This window comes from Brevibacterium linens (assembly GCF_003999335.1).
GTDB lineage: Bacteria > Actinomycetota > Actinomycetes > Actinomycetales > Brevibacteriaceae > Brevibacterium > Brevibacterium linens.
Genome location: NZ_CP026734.1, coordinates 2,348,910 through 2,364,906, shown reverse-complemented (window position 1 = coordinate 2,364,906; position 15,997 = coordinate 2,348,910). Strand labels below are relative to the sequence as shown.

The window sequence follows — 15,997 nt, the reverse complement described above, 5'->3', positions numbered from 1 at the left end:
CTGTGCGGTCCGAAGTCACGGCAGCTGCTGCAGAGCCGACAGTTGATGCGCGACGGCCGTCTGACCTGCACGGCGACGGGGTCCTGGGGTGCCGACTCGCATGCTTCCGGCAATCACAATAGGCGAAAACGGGGGTCGAACGCGCAATCCGATGATGCTGGTCACACGGGCCGGTGAGATTGGTCATCGCCGCATGGGAGTCTGCGGGGGACAGTGAAGCATCCAGACCGAAAATTCTGATCGTGGAATCGCGGAGACATCCGTCATCCGCACAATGGGCTTCCACGTCAGGTGTCATTCATCTCCTGGTGTCGAGGCGGCGCGGATCTCCGCTGCCGCCGAACCTCTTCGATTGCCGTCGGCCTTTCCACTGGATTCGCCTTGATTCTAACAGAGTGCTGAGGCGGTGACCTGGGCCTCGGCGCTCACCGCAGCGAGTACGACGATGACGCGACGGCGAGCGTGAACGGAGCGCTGACGTGTTCCCGCCCACACGGCGACGAAGCAGTGAGTGGACTAGACTGGAGCGGAACACCGAAAAGACTTCATAGGGAGAATCGTGGCCCAAGGGGATTCGCGAGACAGCCAGGACAACCGCCGCGCAGATGGCGGTCACCGCTCAGATCGCGACAACAATCGCAACCGTCGACCGGACAACCGGGACGGCCGCGGGCCACGCCATTCCGACCGCCGTGGTGGTTATCAGGGCAACCGCCGGAACGACGATGATCGTCGTGGCGGCTTCAACCGCGATCGCCGCGATGGTGATGACCGCCGTGGTGGTTACCAGGGCAATCGCCGCAACGACGACGACCGTCGAGGCGGAAACAACCGGGACCGTCGCGATGGGGACAACCGTCGTGGAGGCTATGGCCAGAACCGTCGTGATGATGACCGCAGGGGCGGGTTCAATCGTGATCGCCGGGACGATGACCGCCGAGGCGGTTACCAGGGCAACCGTCGGAACGACGATGACCGCCGTGGTGGGTTCACCCGCGATCGTCGCGGTGGCGACGAACGCCGTGGCGGCGACGAACGTCGCGGAGGCCACGGCCAGAACCGCCGGAACGATGATCGCCGAGGCAGCTACCAGGGCAACCGTCGCAACGACGATGACCGCCGGGGCGGCTTCAACCGTGACCGCCGTGACGGTGACGACCGTCGCGGGGGCTACCGCGGAAATCGACGGGACGACAACCGCGGAGGACGCGGCGGCCACGGTCGGGGCGACAATGATCGTCGTGCCTCTCGCAAGACCGACACCGGCGACTACGCACGCGAACAGCGCGCCCGCCGCCCACGGATCCAGGAACCCGAGATTCCCGACGGCGTCACCGGTCGCGAGCTCGACAAAGAGATCTCGTCTCAGCTGCGCACCCTCGACAAAGAGAACGCCGATATGGTCGCCAAGCACCTCGTCGCCGCCGGCGGGCTGCTCGACCTCGACCCGGAACGCGCCCACGAGCATGCCAAGGCCGCCATGGCCCGCGCCGGTCGTGTTGCCGTCGTCCGCGAAGCACTCGGCATCGCCGCGTACTACGTGGAGAACTACGACGAAGCCGTCCGCGAACTGCGCACCCACCGTCGCATCTCCGGCTCGAACGACAACATCGCGCTGATCGCCGACGCAGAACGCGGCCGCGGCAAGCCGGAGAAGGCCCTCGAGCTGCTGAAGACCTCCGCGGAGCTCGACCTCGACACGGACACCCGCACCGAACTCGTCATCGTCGCGGCCGGCGCCAAATCCGACCTCGATGACATCGCCGGTGCGCGCCGACTCATCGAAGCCGAGGACTTCACTCAGAAGCCCAGCGGCGGACTCGTCCGACTCATGGCCGCCTACGCCGAGGTGCTGCGCATCGACGGCGAAGGCGAACTCGCCGACAAGTACGAGGAGCTCTCCCGCCGGACCGCCAAGGCGACCGGCACCCTGTTCGGCGACGAGATGCCGGACCTCAATGCCGGAGTCGAAATCGAAACCGTCGACGAGGTCGACGACGAACCCGCAGCTGCCGAAACCCAGACTCCCGAAGATGCCGACGGTGACGCGGCCGCCTCCGAGGAAGCCGCCGAAGAGGCAGCAGAGGCCGAGACCGCTGAAGCTGCGACCGATTCGACGCCCGAAGCCGATGTGACCGCAGAGGCTGAGACCTCCGAAGTCGCCCACGGTGAAGCCGCTGCCGCGGACGCCGAGCCGGAGACCGACGCTCCGGCAGCAGCACCGAAGTCGAAGACGCATGTCTCGGCGAAGGAGCTGAAGTCGGTCACAGTCACCGACGATGAGATCGAAGACGAACTCGACGAGATCCTCGCCGACGCCGACGCCGACGCCGACGCCGACGCCGACGCCGACGCCGATTCCGACGCAGACACCGCGTCTGAGACAACAGCAGCCGAGGCCGACGGAGACCAGTGACACTGACCGCCGAACAGGACAGCACAGCAGATGGGCGCCCGCCCGAGTCCCCGGGCTCGCCCATCGACTGCGTACTGTTCGACCTCGACGGAGTCGTCTACCACGGCACCCACGCCATCGACGGAGCCGCCGACGGCATCAACTGGCTCCATTCCCAGTCGATCCCGGTCAGCTACGTCACGAACAACGCCACCCGCACCGCCGCCGCCACCGCCGAGAAGATCACCGGAATGGGTGTCGACGCCTCCGCGGACGAGGTGACCACCTCGGCGCAGGTGCTCGCCGAACGCCTGGCCGAACGCTTCGGACCCGGTGCGCGCGTCCACCTCCTCGGCACCACCGGACTGCGCATCGCACTCGAAGACGCCGGCCTCGACATCACGGACTCGCTCGACGCGGACCCCGTCGCCGTCGCCCAAGGACTCGACCCGGAGATCGACTACGCGAAGATCGTCCGCACCTGCGAGATCATCCGCTCCGGCGCCGAATGGTGGGCGAGCAACCCCGACTTCTCCCTCCTCACGGAGACCGGGAAGGTCCCCGGCAACGGTGCCTTCGTCGATCTCATCGCCCGACTCACCGACTCCACCCCCGTCATCGTCGGCAAACCCGCCCCGCACATGATGGACTTCGCGGCCGGCCGCCTCGGTGCGCACCGCCCGCTCATGGTCGGCGACCGCCTCAACACCGACATCGAAGGCGGCTGTGCCGCCGGAATCGACACGGCCCTCGTCCTCACCGGAATCCACGACATCCACGATGCCCTGCGCGCGGGCCCCGAGAGCCGACCGACCTTCATCTTGCCGAATCTGCGCGGCCTCGAAGCCCTCATCACCGGAACCGACCGCGGTGAGTCCGCCCGGATCGAAGCCGAACTCCGGCGTGCCTGGGCAGCCATCGATGCAGGGGAGACCGACGCCGAGGCGGTCCTGGCCGACGGTCGCCTGCCGCGCCGGATCGGTCAGGACTCATGAGCGAAACCCCGCGACCGACCCCGACACCCGGCACGAACTCCGGCCCGAATCCCGGCACGACTTCCGCGCCGACCCCCGCCTCGGTGAGTGGGGACGTCCCGGTGGAGACATGGCGGGCCGGCCTCGCCGCAGCCAGAGAGGCACCGGCAGCCGAGCGCCACGGACAGCTGAACTCCCTGCTCGACGACCTCGACGCCCAGGTGGGCTCCTTGTGAGCAGACTCGACCGGGCACTCGTCGACCGCGGGCTGGTGAACTCCCGCTCCCGCGCCGCCCGCGAAATCGCCGCCGGCCGCGTGACCGTCAACGGCCGCAACGCGACCAAAGCCTCCCAGGACGTGAGAGACACCGACGACGTCACCGTCACCGAACCCGACCCCTGGGTCGCCCGCAGCGCCCACAAACTCCTCGGCGCCCTCGAGGCTTTCGATCTCACCGACCGACTTCAGGGTCTGACGGCCCTCGACGCGGGAGCCTCCACCGGCGGCTTCACCCAAGTCCTCCTCACCCACGAAGTCGCGCACGTCTGGGCCGTCGACGTCGGCCACGACCAACTCGCGCCCATCCTCCGCGACGACCCGCGCGTCCACGTCCGCGAGGGACTCAATCTGCGCGAACTCGCCGACTCCGACGTGCCCACCGTCGACCTCGTCGTCGCCGACGTCTCCTTCATCTCCCTGCGCCTGCTCATCGACCCGCTGCTGGCCGCCACCGCCGCGGGCGGGGAACTCCTCCTCATGGTCAAACCCCAGTTCGAACTCGCCCGTGCGTCGCTGGACAAACACGGCGTCGTCACCAGCCGGGACAGACGCCGCCGCGCCATCGACTCCGTCCTCGAGGCGGTGACCGACAACGGCGCCCGCGTCACCGACATCGCCCCCTCACCGCTGCCGGGCCCGAGCGGGAATCGAGAGTACTTCCTGCGTGTTCGCCCAGGCCGAACACATCACCAGTCCGATAGGCTCGACAAAGCAGACATCCCCGCCCACCTGGACGAAATGATGAGAGGAGAGTCGTGACCAGACACATCATGGTGCTGCTGCACCCCCAACGTGATGAGTCGGCCGTGGCCGCCGTCAGCGTGTTCAAGGCCCTCCTCGACGACGGCGTCACCCCCGTCGTCCTCTCCGACGAGATCGTCGGCATCCGCGCCCGCCAGGCCGAGGCCGTCGACGACGAACCCATCCTCAACCACTGCATCATCATCGATCCCTCCGAGCTGGGGGAGTGGAAGAACGCCTGCGAACTCGTCATCGTCTTAGGCGGCGACGGCACGATCCTGCGCGCCGCCGAACGCTTCCACGGCTCCGGCGCCCCGCTCATGGGCGTCAACCTCGGCCATGTCGGATTCCTCGCCGAAAGCGAGAAGGAAGACCTCGCCGAGGCGGTCCACCGCGCCTCCCAACGTGACTACTCCGTCGAGGAGAGGCTCGCCCTCGACGTGTCCGTGTGGCACGAAGGCGAGAACATCTTCAACGCCTGGGCGCTCAACGAGGCGACCATCGAGAAGACCTCGAAATCCCGGATGATCGACGTCGTCCTCGGCGTCGACGCCCGCCCCGTGTCCTCCTTCGGCTGCGACGGCGTCATCCTCGCCACCCCCACCGGCTCGACCGCGTACTCGTTCTCCGCCGGCGGGCCCATCGTCTGGCCCGAGGTCGAAGCGCTCATCCTCGTGCCGATCTCCGCCCACGCCCTGTTCTCCAAACCGCTCGTCGTCAACCCGACCTCCCGCCTCGGCGTGGAGATCTCCCAGACGAACCCCGAATTCTCCGCCGTGCTGTGGTGCGACGGCCGCCGCGCCCTCGAACTGCCGTCCGGGGCCCGCGTGGAAGCCACCCGGTCGAAGTCACCGATCCGGCTCGCTCGCCTGCACACCGGCCCGTTCACCGACCGACTCGTCGCGAAGTTCCGCCTGCCCGTCTCCGGCTGGCGAGGACCGATCAAGGAGGCCTGAATGATCTCCGAACTGCGCATCTCCCACCTCGGCGTCATCGCCGAAGCCGCCGTCGAACTCGACACCGGCTTCACCGTCGTCACCGGTGAGACCGGTGCGGGCAAGACCATGTTCGTCTCTGCTCTGTCCCTGCTCATGGGCCGCAAGGTCGGCTCCGGAGTCGTGCGCAAAGGCGCGGAGAAGGCCGAGGTCGAAGGCATCTTCACCGGAGTTGCCGAACCCGTGCGCGAGCGCATCGAGGAAGCCGGCGGCAGCGCCGACGACGAGGCGATCATCTCCCGCACCGTGGCGCTGAAAGGCCGCGCCCGGGCGACGGCGGGCGGACGGACCGTGCCGATCTCCGTGCTCACCGACATCTCCTCGGACCTCATCACCCTCCACGGCCAGTCCGAACAGCTGCGCCTCAAGGGAGCCGCCCAACAGCGGCAGCTCCTCGACGCCGCCGGTGGTACAGCTCTGGCCGAGGTGGCCGAGCGTTACCGTGCCGCCTTCGAGACCTGGCGCGAGACCGAAGCCCGCGTCAGCCGCATCAAGGACTCCACGGCCGCCCGCCGCGAACGCATCCTGTGGCTGCGCGGCTGCCTCGAGGCCATCGACAAGGTCCGCCCCGAACCCGGCGAAGACGAGACCCTGGCCGCACAGTCGGCGAAGCTCGGCGCCGCCGCCGAGATCACCCGCGCCGTCGGCGCCGCCCACGACCTGCTGCTCGGTTCGGAGATCGACGATGCCGGAGCCGCCGTCGACCTCGTCCACCAGGCCATCAGCGCGATCACCGATGTCGAAGGCTCCGACAAGGACCTCGTCACCATCCGCGAAGCCCTCGGCGACGCCGTGCTGCGGCTGTCCGACTCCGCCGCGGAACTGTCGAACTACCTCTCCGGATTCGACGAACTCGGCGAGACCTCCCTGGAGGAGACCGAGGCCAGGCGCGCGGAACTCGGGACTCTGGCCCCCTATGGTCAGGACGTCGCCGAAGTCCTCGACTTCGAAACCCGATCGGCCGCGGAACTCGCCGAACTCGAAGCCGAGGACCGTGACCTCGACGGACTCGACGCCGAACTCGATCAGGCCCGCGAGACCATGGAGGCGGCCGCCTCGGCGCTCACCGAGATCCGCAAGTCCACCGCAGACGAATTCTCCGCCGCCGTCAGCGAGGAACTCGCCGCCCTGTCGATGCCGAAAGCATCGGTGGCCTTCGAGATCTCCGAACGCGAACCCACCACCCACGGGGCCGACGAGGTCCGACTGACCTTCGCCGCCCACGAATCCTCCCTCCCCGACGACATCGCGAAGATTGCCAGCGGCGGTGAGCTCTCCCGCGTCATGCTCGCCATCGAAGTCGTCCGCGCCGCCAGCGAATCCATCCCCACCTACGTCTTCGACGAAGTCGACGCCGGAGTCGGCGGCAAGGCGGCCGTGGAGATCGGACGCCGCCTGGCCAAGCTCGCCCGCAATGCCCAGGTCATCGTCGTCACTCACCTGCCGCAGGTCGCAGCGTGGGCCGACACCCATGTGACCATCGTCAAGGACGACGAGGCCGAGACCGTGCGTTCGGGTGTGGCGGAACTGACCGATTCCGAACGCGTCGTCGAGCTCTCCCGCATGCTGGCAGGCATGGACGACTCCGCCTCGGCGAAGGCCCACGCGGCCGAACTGCTCGACAATGCACGGCAGGTCAAGGAGGCCGGCGTTGGCAGCAGATGAGAGAATGAGCGGATCATGAAAGTGCGCAGACACCGTGAGAACCTCCCCGCACCGACCCGGTCCGGGCCCGCCCCTGCCCGTCTGGACCGACGCACAAAGGATCTGACGAAGCGCCTGCAGGCCGGCGACATCGCCGTCATCAAACACTCCGACATCGACCGCATCTCCGCCGAAGCCCTCGTCGCGTGCCGGCCGGCAGCGGTGATCAACGCCGACAAATCGATCTCCGGCCGCTACCCGAACCTGGGACCGGGCATCATCGTCGACGCCGGCATTCCCCTCATCGACGCCGCCGGAGCCGAGATCTTCGACACGGTCGACGAGAACGCCGAGATCTCCATCGACGGTGCCACCGTCTACGCGGGTGAGACCGAGGTGGCCACGGGCGTCCTGCAGACGGCCGAGACGATCGCCGAGGACATGCACGCCGCCGAGGCGGGAATGAACTCCGTGCTCGTGGACTTCATCGACAACACGGTCGAATACATCCGCAAGGACTCCGACCTGCTCTCGGCCGAACTCGTCGTGCCCGAGGTGAAGACGACGTTCACCGACCGGCATGTGCTCATCGTCGTCCGCGGATACCACTACAAGGAGGATCTGGCGATGCTGGCCTCCTATATCCGCGAATACCGGCCGCTGCTCATCGGCGTCGACGGCGGAGCCGACGCCATCATCGAAGCCGGCCACCGGCCGAACATGATCGTCGGCGACATGGACTCCGTGTCCGACACCGCCCTGACCTCGGGCGCCGAGATCGTCGTCCACGCCTACCGTGACGGCACGGCACCGGGCACCGAACGCGTCGACGCCCTCGGAGTCGACTGCGTGGCCTTCGCGGCCTCGGGCACGAGCGAAGACATCGCCATGCTCCTCGCCGATGACAAAGGGGCCGAACTCATCGTCGCCGTCGGCACCCACGACACCGTCATGGAGTTCCTCGACAAGGGCCGCAAGGGCATGGCCTCGACCTTCATCACCCGCCTGCGCGTGGGATCGAAGCTCATCGACGCCAAGGGCGTGTCCCTGCTCTATCGGCAGCGCATCTCCAGCCTGCAGCTGGCCGTGCTCGTCGTCGCCGGGCTCGTCGCCCTCGGAGTGGCGATGACCGCGACCTCGGCCGGGCAGACCTTCCTCGGCCTCATCGGCGCCCAACTCGACGGCCTCTTCGGCTGGATCGGCTCCCTCTTCGGCGGCGACCCCGCAGCATCAACCGACTCCGTCGGCCTCATCCAAGGAATAGACCCGTGATTGATTTCCGCTACCACCTCGTCTCCCTCGTCTCGGTGTTCCTGGCGCTGGCCGTCGGCATCGTCCTCGGCGCGGGACCGCTGAAGGAACCGATCGGGGAGTCCCTGCAGAGCCAGGTCGACGCCCTGCGCACCGACCGCGACAACCTGCGTTCGGACCTCGACGCGGCCAAGGGCAATATCGACAAGCAGAACGAGTTCGTCACGGCCGCGGCCCCGGAACTCATCGGCGGCATCCTCGACGGGCGGGAAGTGAGCATCATCGCCGCCCCCGACGCGGACTCCGAACAGGTCGAAGAGGTCAGCAACCGGGTCAAGGAAGCCGACGGCACCATCGCCGGTGACGTCTCGTTCGTGCCGAACACGCTCAGCCTCGAAGACTCCGCTGCGTTCCTCGAGACGCTGCGGACCCTCGTGCCCAGCCTGCCGAAGGACGATTCGACCGCGATCCGCGCCGCCCTCGTCATCGCCCTGACCGGTGATGCCTCGATGCTCGAGGACGAGGACAACCAGGCGGATGCGGGGAAGCAGGCGGCGAAGCTCTACGACGCCTTCGTCGAAGCCGACCGACTGCGCACCGACACGGACCACAAGACGACCTCGCTGTTCATCGTCATCGACGATGAGAACTCGACCCTGGCCGAGGACACCGAGCCCAGCCCGCAGAACTCCGATGACAAGGGCACCCGCACCCTCGTCACCGACTTCATCACCGCACTCACCGCCGAAGCCACCTCGGTGGTCGTCGCCGGCGACGCCGGATCGGCACAGAACGGACTCGTCAACGTGCTGCGGACGGAGAAGTCCCGCGCCAGCACGGTCGACGGACTCGGCCTCGGCGCCGGCCCCGTCATCACCGTCCGGGCCCTGGCCTCCGGAGAGGCCGGAAGCCACGGACACTTCGGATTCGCCGAGGACGCCGAAGGCATCCTGCCGGCCAAGACCGAAGAAACGTCGTCGAAGGACACGCAGAAGGGAGACGAGGAATGATCCGCTCCATCGTCAGCACCGCCGTCGCCGGGCTCGCCGGCTTCACCGCGACGAAGGCGTTGCTCGGATCGCGGCTGCGCACCCACGACTCCGTGGTGCGCACCAACCACGCCGGACACGACGTCTCACTCGCCGAAGGCCCCGCCGTCGCGACGGGACTGCTGGCCGGCAGCCTGCTCATCGAAGACGCCCGCCAGAAGGCGGCGACCCTGCTGGCCACGGCCGCGGCCGGCGGCCTCGGGGCGGTTGACGACTTCTGCGAATCCGGGTCCTCGAAGGGACTGCGCGGGCACCTGTCCGCGCTGGCCCGCGGTCAGATCACGACCGGGACGATCAAGATCACCGGCATCCCACTCGCCTCGATCGCCGCAGCCGCGATCCTGCGCAGCCGCACCCGCCCGACCGGACTCTTCGGCTCCACCCACTCGACACCCGACCGGCCCTGGTACGCAGCCGCCGCGGACATCGTCGTCACCGGGGGAGTGATCGCGGGTTCGGCGAACCTGTTCAACCTCCTCGATCTGCGTCCCGGACGGGCCCTCAAGGCCGGAGCGCTGACCCTCGCATTGACCGACCACGATCGCCGCGTGTCCTGGGCGCCTGCCGGGGCGATCGCCGGAGCCACGGCTGCCGCCTGGCCAGACGACCTCGCCGGTGATGCGATGCTCGGCGACACCGGCGCCAACGCCCTGGGAGCGGTGATCGGCGTGATCCTCGCCGAAACCGCCACCCCGGCACAGCGACGCCTCATCCTCGCCGTCCTCGCCGGACTCACCCTGGCCAGTGAGAAAGTGTCCTTCACCTCCGTCATCGAATCGACCCCGGGTCTGCGGGAGATCGACTCGTTCGGCCGCGAGGTTCAGTGAACAAGCTCGTTCGAGTCCTCGCCGCCACGGCGCTGCTCGTATCGATCATCACCCTGCTGACCCGACTGGTCGGCTTCCTACGCTGGCTGGTGTTCTCGGCGACCGTCGGCGCCGGCACCGTCGGCACCGCCTACCAGAGCGCCAACCAGGTCCCGAACATCCTCTTCGAGGTCGTCGCCGGCGGGGCCCTGGCCGGAGCGGTCATCCCGCTGCTCGCCGTCCCCCTGGCCAGATCGGACCGAGAGACCGCCGGACGCATCGCCTCCGGCCTGCTGACCTGGGCGATCAGCGTGACCCTGCCGCTGTCGATCCTGCTGGCCGTCTTCGCCCCGCAGATCGCGAGGATCCTCGTCGATGAGCAGACGAGCGCCGCGGGAGTGCAGGCGACCGTCGAGCTGCTGCTCATGTTCTCTCCGCAGCTCGTCCTCTACGGAATCGGCGCCGTGCTCACCGGAGTCCTGCAGGCCCACCGCAAGTTCCTGTGGCCGGCGTTCGCCCCGCTGCTGTCCAGCCTCGTCGTCATCGGCAGCTATATCGCCTACAGCGTCGTGGGCGGCAGCGACGACACCTGGCAGTCCCACCTGGGCTGGCTCGGCTGGGGCACCACCAGCGGCGTCGCCGCCCTCGCCCTGCCGCTGGCCCTGCCGATGGCCTCGACCGGGCTGAAGCTGCGCCCCACCTTCTCCTTCCCACCCGGCGTCGCCCACCGTGCGCTGCGCCTGGCCGGAGCCGGAATGTCCGCCCTGCTCGCCCAGCAGGCCGCGGTGCTCGCGACCCTGAGCCTGGCGAACCATTCGGGCGGGGACGGCACGCTCGTGCTCTTCAGCTACATCAACGCCGTCTACCTCCTGCCCTACGCCGTGCTCGCCGTGACCGTGGCGACCGTGATCTTCCCGACCCTGTCGACCTGGGTGGGACGATCCACCGACCCCGAGGCGTCCGCTGAGCGACGTGGACAGGCCGGGGTGCGTCTGCGCTCGGTGACCTCGACGACGACGGCTCTCATCATCGCCATCGGCGGACTCGGCGCCGTCATCCTGCTCTCGGCGGCAGGGCCGCTGCAGACCTTCTTCATCGCCATCGACGCCGAAAGCGAATCCGCCGCCCCCTTCGACTCGATGGCCACGGCGATCATGGTCATGGCCTTGGCCGTGCCGGGCTGGTCCTTCGTCGCCTGGGGCACTCGCGTCTTCTACGCCCTCGAACGCTCCCGCCACTCGGCCGCCGCCACGACGACGGGGTGGATCCTCGTCATCGTCGGCATGTGTGGCGCCATCCTGGTCGCGGGTGCGAACGGGAACCCCGGGCTGACCCTCATCTGCATCTGCAGCGGCTATGTGCTGGGCATGACCGTGGCCGGAGTGTTCCTGCTCGTGAACATGCGCCGCGTCCTCGGTCCCACCGGACTCGCCTTCGTCGGGCGGCGGTCGCTGCTCGCGCTCGGGGCCGCCGTCGTCGCCGGCACCGCCGGAGTCGTGACCTCGCAGTGGCTCGGGGGACTCTTCGACAACTCCGCGAGCTCGGCCGTCATCGCGGGAATCATCGCCGCCCTCCTCGGCTGCGTGGTCTTCGGACTCATCGTGCTCGTCATCGACCGCGGATTCCTCGGCGAAGTCCGCCGTCTGCTGGCCGACCGCAATCGGGCCGGCGTCAACGACGAGACGACCGCGCACGCGACCGGCACGCTCACCACCGACCACGGACTCAGCAGCAGCGACCATGGATCCAGCCGCAGTGACTGTGGACCCCACGACACCGACAGGGAGGAAGACTCATGAGGATCGTCTTCGCCATCGGCACCTCGACCGGGGGAGTCGGCACCCACGTGCACGCACTCGCCCGTGACCTCGCCGCCGCCGGCCACGAGATCGGCGTCATCGGACCGGCCGCCACCGACGAGCACTTCGGCTTCTCTCTGTTGCCCGGAGTCCGGTTCGGCGTCCTCGAACTCGGCACCGGAATCGGCGCCTCCGACGCCGCCCTCGTCCGCCGGCAGCGCACACTCCTGCGCAGCTTCGCCCCGCAGATCGTCCACGCCCACGGCTTCCGGGCCGGGTTCATCACCCTGCTGACCCTGCGCACGCTGAAGACCCGCCCGAAGTTCGTCCTCAGCCTGCACAACCAGGCCAGCGGACAGGGACTGCGCGGTCGGGTCGAAACCCGGGTCGAGACGATGCTCGCCCGCGGAGCCGACCTCGTCCTCGGCGCCAGCACCGACCTCGTCGACCGCGCCCGCGAACTCGGTGCGCAGACCGCCCGCTTCCTCCCCGCCGCCGCTCCAGAGGTGACTCAGGTGTCCGCCGAGGCGGCCGCCGCCACCCGTGCGGGACTGGCCGAGGAATTCGACTTCGACCCCGGGGCCCTCATCGTCCTCGCCGTCGGTCGCGTCGCCAGACAGAAGAACTACCCGATGCTCGTGCGTGCACTCGCCCGCCTCGGGGCGGGGGACCGGCAGGGTGAGATCGTCGCCCTCATCGCCGGTGCCGCCGACGATCAGGTGCTCGCCGACGTCCGCGCTCAGTACGCCGAGGCGGCAGCCGCCTCGGCGATTCCGGCCCTGCATTTCCTCGGACCCCGCGACAACGTCGCCGAACTCGCGGCCGCCGCGGACATCTACGCGCTCACCAGCGTCTGGGAGGCCCGGGCGCTGGTCCTCCAGGAGGCACTGATGACCGGCAAGGCGATCGTGGCCACCGCCACCGGCGGCACCGCCGAACTCGTCGGCGACGCGGGGATGCTCATCGACGATGATGACGACGCCGCCTTCGCCGCAGCCGTGGCCGAACTCGCTGTCGATCCCGCCCGCCGCGCCGAACTCGGGACGAGAGCCCGGGCACGCGGAGCGGAGCTTCCCGCTGAGAGGGAAGTCGCCGAAGAACTCGCAGGTCTTTACACGGAACTCGTGTCTGCCCAGGTAGGCTAGAACCAGCGTCGAACGAAAGAAGAGGATGAGGAAATGAGCGAATCCGGCGAGGTCAACCCACTGAGCGCAGACACCAGGATTCTGCACGTGCTCGCCGACACCACCGGTCCCGTCGTCGAAGTGGCGAAGCTCGCCGTGCTCGGTCACCTCCGGGCCGGTTTCAAGGTCGCCGTCGCCGCACACCGGTCTCTGCTGGGGACCTTCGGGGTCCCGGAGGAGCTGGCCGGCGAATTCCGCGAGATCGAGCTCACCGCCCGTCGTCGACTCACGACCGCTGACCCCGGTTCCGCATTCACCCTTCACAAGTACTACCAGCACGTCGACATCGTCCACGCACACGGACTGCATGCGGCGACGCTCGCCGGGCTGGCCTTCACCGGTCTGCCGGCACGACTGCACCCGAAGGTCGTCGCCACCGTCGAATCCTTCGACTCCGCGAACGTCATCGAGAAGACCGGAGCCGAGATCGTCGGCCGCACGGCCACCGCGGTCCTCGGCACGACCGAACCCGTCGTCGACTACTACGGCGGCCGCGTTCCGGTCGTCGAACGCGCCGAACTCGTCCACCCGGACATCGACGTCGACCTCACCGTGCGCACACCGCGGGCCGAGGTCCGCCGCGAACTCGGGCTGAGCGAAGGCACCTGGATGGTCGCCAGCCCCATCGCGCTGCGTGACCACACGGCCCTGGCGACCGTCCTCGACGCCGCCGACCAGATCAACCAGCGCCGCCGCGACCGCAAGGTCGTCTTCGTCCTCACCGGCACCGGCAAGGACCGCTCGACGATCTCGCGGGAATTCTCCGATCGCGGAGTCCTCGTGGCGCCGGCCGGCGACCTCGTCGATGTGGCCGCCGCCGCTGATGTCGTCATCGCCAGCGAAACCATGACGGGTCTGTCCCACGAAGACCTCATGCAGCTGTCGAAGCCGGCGGTCTTCATCGGCAGCGAACGCCGCGCCGGCATCTGGGGAGAGGCCGCGCAGGCCGTTCCCGCCGACGACACGGAAGCGCTGCTGCGTGAGATCAATCATCTTCTCGATGACCCGGCCGGACGCGGAACCTCCGCCGTGGCGGCGAAGAAGCGGGTCATCGACGTCAGCAACGGGGCGGCGATCTCGGAGACGCTGCTCGATCTGTACGCCGAGGTCGACGCAGTCTCGGATTCATGAGCCGGACTTTGATAGAATCAAATTCCGTGGTGAATCGAACTGGCCCTGGCGGCACACATACGGCAAAGCACATCTTCGTCACGGGAGGCGTCGCCTCCTCGTTGGGCAAGGGTCTGACGGCATCGAGCCTCGGCCATCTGCTCACTCAGCGCGGCCTCACCGTGGCCATGCAGAAGCTGGATCCCTACCTCAACGTGGATCCCGGCACCATGAACCCCTTCCAGCACGGTGAAGTCTTCGTCACCGAAGACGGCGCCGAGACCGACCTCGACATCGGCCACTACGAGCGCTTCCTCGACAATGACCTCGACGGTGCGGCGAATGTGACCACCGGGCAGGTCTACTCCTCGGTCATCGCGAAGGAACGCCGCGGCGCATACCTCGGCGACACCGTCCAGGTCATCCCGCACATCACCGACGAGATCAAGGCGCGGATGCGTGCTCAGGCCGAACGCCCCGAGGCGGACCGTCCCGATGTCATCATCACCGAGATCGGCGGTACCGTCGGCGATATCGAATCCCAGCCCTTCCTCGAGGCGGCCCGCCAGGTCCGTCACGACATCGGCCGGGACAACGTGTTCTTCATCCATGTTTCCCTCGTGCCCTACCTCGGGCCCTCCGGAGAGCTGAAGACGAAGCCGACCCAGCATTCGGTGGCCACCCTGCGCTCCATCGGCATCCAGCCCGATGCGATCGTGCTCCGCTCCGACCGTGAGCTGCCGGATTCGATCCGGGCGAAGATCGCCGGAGCCTGCGACGTCGAGACCGACGCGGTCGTGTCCTGCGTCGACGCCCCGAGCATCTACGACATCCCGAAGGTCCTCCACGACGGCGGCCTCGACGTGTTCGTCATCCGCAGCCTCAACCTGCCCTTCCGCGACGTCGACTGGACGAAGTGGGACTGGGTACTCGAACGCGTGCACAACCCGTCCCGGGACGTCACCATCGGCATCGTCGGCAAGTACATCGACCTGCCCGACGCCTACCTCTCCGTCACCGAGGCGCTGCGCCACGGCGGCTTCGCCAACGACGCGAAGGTCAGGATCAAGTGGATCCAGTCCGATGACTGCTCCACCGAAGCCGGCGCAGAAGCGGCCCTGTCCGGCCTCGACGCGATCTGCGTGCCCGGCGGCTTCGGCATCCGCGGCATCGAAGGCAAGCTCGGCGCACTCGAGTACACCCGCACCCACGGCATTCCGACCCTGGGCCTGTGCCTGGGTCTGCAGTGCATGGTCATCGAATACGCACGCAATGTCGCCGGACTCGAAGCCGCGTCGTCGTCCGAGTTCGATCCCGAGACCACGGTTCCGGTCATCGCGACCATGGCCGAGCAGCTCTCGATCGTCGAAGGCGAAGGCGACCTGGGCGGCACCATGCGCCTGGGCACCTACGAGGCGAAGCTCACCGAAGGCAGCGTCGTGGCCGGCGTGTACGGGGAGACGACGATCAGCGAACGGCACCGTCACCGCTACGAGGTCAACAACACCTACCGCGAGCAGATCGCCGAGGCGGGGCTCGAGTTCTCCGGAACCTCACCGAACGGTGAGCTCGTCGAATTCGTCGAGCTGCCTTCTGAGCTGCACCCGTTCTACGTCTCCACGCAGGCGCACCCCGAGCTGAAGTCGCGGCCGACCTCACCGCACCCGCTGTTCGCGGGTCTGGTCGCCGCCGCACTCGAGCGTCAGTGACCCTTGTCCATCCTCACAGCGAATGCCGCCGGCGCCAGCGCCGGCGGCATTCGCCGTTCC

The 15,997-nt window shown here is 68.3% G+C and carries 14 protein-coding genes; 13 read left to right on the top strand and 1 reads right to left on the bottom strand.

What is annotated here, in order from left to right:
- Positions 1 to 619: 619 nt before the first annotated feature.
- A complete protein-coding gene (locus CXR29_RS10750; RefSeq protein ID WP_127364502.1) occupies positions 620 to 1,468 on the bottom strand; it encodes a hypothetical protein in 849 nt (282 codons plus the stop codon).
- Between CXR29_RS10750 and CXR29_RS10745 the strand changes: the two genes are divergently transcribed.
- Genes CXR29_RS10745 through CXR29_RS10685 form a run of 13 tightly spaced genes read left to right on the top strand, consistent with a single transcriptional unit; the run spans position 1,400 to position 15,937 of the window.
- Positions 1,400 to 2,416, top strand: a complete 1,017-nt coding sequence (locus CXR29_RS10745; protein WP_241241418.1) for a hypothetical protein — start codon at positions 1,400 to 1,402, stop codon at positions 2,414 to 2,416. The two genes, CXR29_RS10750 and CXR29_RS10745, sit on opposite strands and share 69 nt — an antisense overlap.
- Positions 2,413 to 3,390 (top strand): HAD-IIA family hydrolase, encoded by a 978-nt coding sequence (locus tag CXR29_RS10740; RefSeq protein ID WP_127364501.1) that lies wholly within the window; start codon positions 2,413 to 2,415, stop codon positions 3,388 to 3,390. Before CXR29_RS10745 ends, CXR29_RS10740 begins: the two co-directional genes overlap by 4 nt.
- Positions 3,387 to 3,605 carry a hypothetical protein gene (locus tag CXR29_RS10735; RefSeq protein ID WP_101553540.1) on the top strand — a complete coding sequence of 73 codons (219 nt, stop codon included), beginning with the start codon at positions 3,387 to 3,389 and terminating at the stop codon, positions 3,603 to 3,605. Before CXR29_RS10740 ends, CXR29_RS10735 begins: the two co-directional genes overlap by 4 nt.
- Positions 3,602 to 4,408, top strand: coding sequence for a TlyA family RNA methyltransferase (locus tag CXR29_RS10730; RefSeq protein ID WP_241241417.1), 807 nt, complete (start codon positions 3,602 to 3,604; stop codon positions 4,406 to 4,408). Before CXR29_RS10735 ends, CXR29_RS10730 begins: the two co-directional genes overlap by 4 nt.
- A complete protein-coding gene (locus CXR29_RS10725) occupies positions 4,405 to 5,346 on the top strand; it encodes an NAD kinase (protein ID WP_206516205.1) in 942 nt (313 codons plus the stop codon). Before CXR29_RS10730 ends, CXR29_RS10725 begins: the two co-directional genes overlap by 4 nt.
- Complete coding sequence (gene recN / locus CXR29_RS10720) at positions 5,347 to 7,050, top strand: DNA repair protein RecN (RefSeq protein ID WP_101553306.1); 1,704 nt, start codon at positions 5,347 to 5,349, stop codon at positions 7,048 to 7,050.
- A gap of 15 nt (positions 7,051 to 7,065) precedes the next feature.
- Positions 7,066 to 8,301, top strand: a complete 1,236-nt coding sequence (gene steA / locus CXR29_RS10715; protein WP_101553307.1) for a putative cytokinetic ring protein SteA — start codon at positions 7,066 to 7,068, stop codon at positions 8,299 to 8,301.
- Positions 8,298 to 9,290, top strand: coding sequence for a copper transporter (locus CXR29_RS10710; protein ID WP_101553308.1), 993 nt, complete (start codon positions 8,298 to 8,300; stop codon positions 9,288 to 9,290). The genes steA and CXR29_RS10710 overlap by 4 nt, the downstream gene beginning before the upstream one ends.
- Positions 9,287 to 10,156 (top strand): hypothetical protein, encoded by an 870-nt coding sequence (locus CXR29_RS10705; protein WP_101593240.1) that lies wholly within the window; start codon positions 9,287 to 9,289, stop codon positions 10,154 to 10,156. Before CXR29_RS10710 ends, CXR29_RS10705 begins: the two co-directional genes overlap by 4 nt.
- Positions 10,153 to 11,934, top strand: a complete 1,782-nt coding sequence (gene murJ / locus CXR29_RS10700) for a murein biosynthesis integral membrane protein MurJ (protein WP_127364499.1) — start codon at positions 10,153 to 10,155, stop codon at positions 11,932 to 11,934. The genes CXR29_RS10705 and murJ overlap by 4 nt, the downstream gene beginning before the upstream one ends.
- Complete coding sequence (locus CXR29_RS10695) at positions 11,931 to 13,079, top strand: glycosyltransferase family 4 protein (RefSeq protein WP_127364498.1); 1,149 nt, start codon at positions 11,931 to 11,933, stop codon at positions 13,077 to 13,079. Before murJ ends, CXR29_RS10695 begins: the two co-directional genes overlap by 4 nt.
- A 33-nt stretch (positions 13,080 to 13,112) precedes the next feature.
- Complete coding sequence (locus CXR29_RS10690) at positions 13,113 to 14,249, top strand: glycosyltransferase family protein (protein ID WP_101553312.1); 1,137 nt, start codon at positions 13,113 to 13,115, stop codon at positions 14,247 to 14,249.
- Complete coding sequence (locus tag CXR29_RS10685) at positions 14,246 to 15,937, top strand: CTP synthase (RefSeq protein ID WP_101593245.1); 1,692 nt, start codon at positions 14,246 to 14,248, stop codon at positions 15,935 to 15,937. Before CXR29_RS10690 ends, CXR29_RS10685 begins: the two co-directional genes overlap by 4 nt.
- Positions 15,938 to 15,997: the final 60 nt, after the last annotated feature.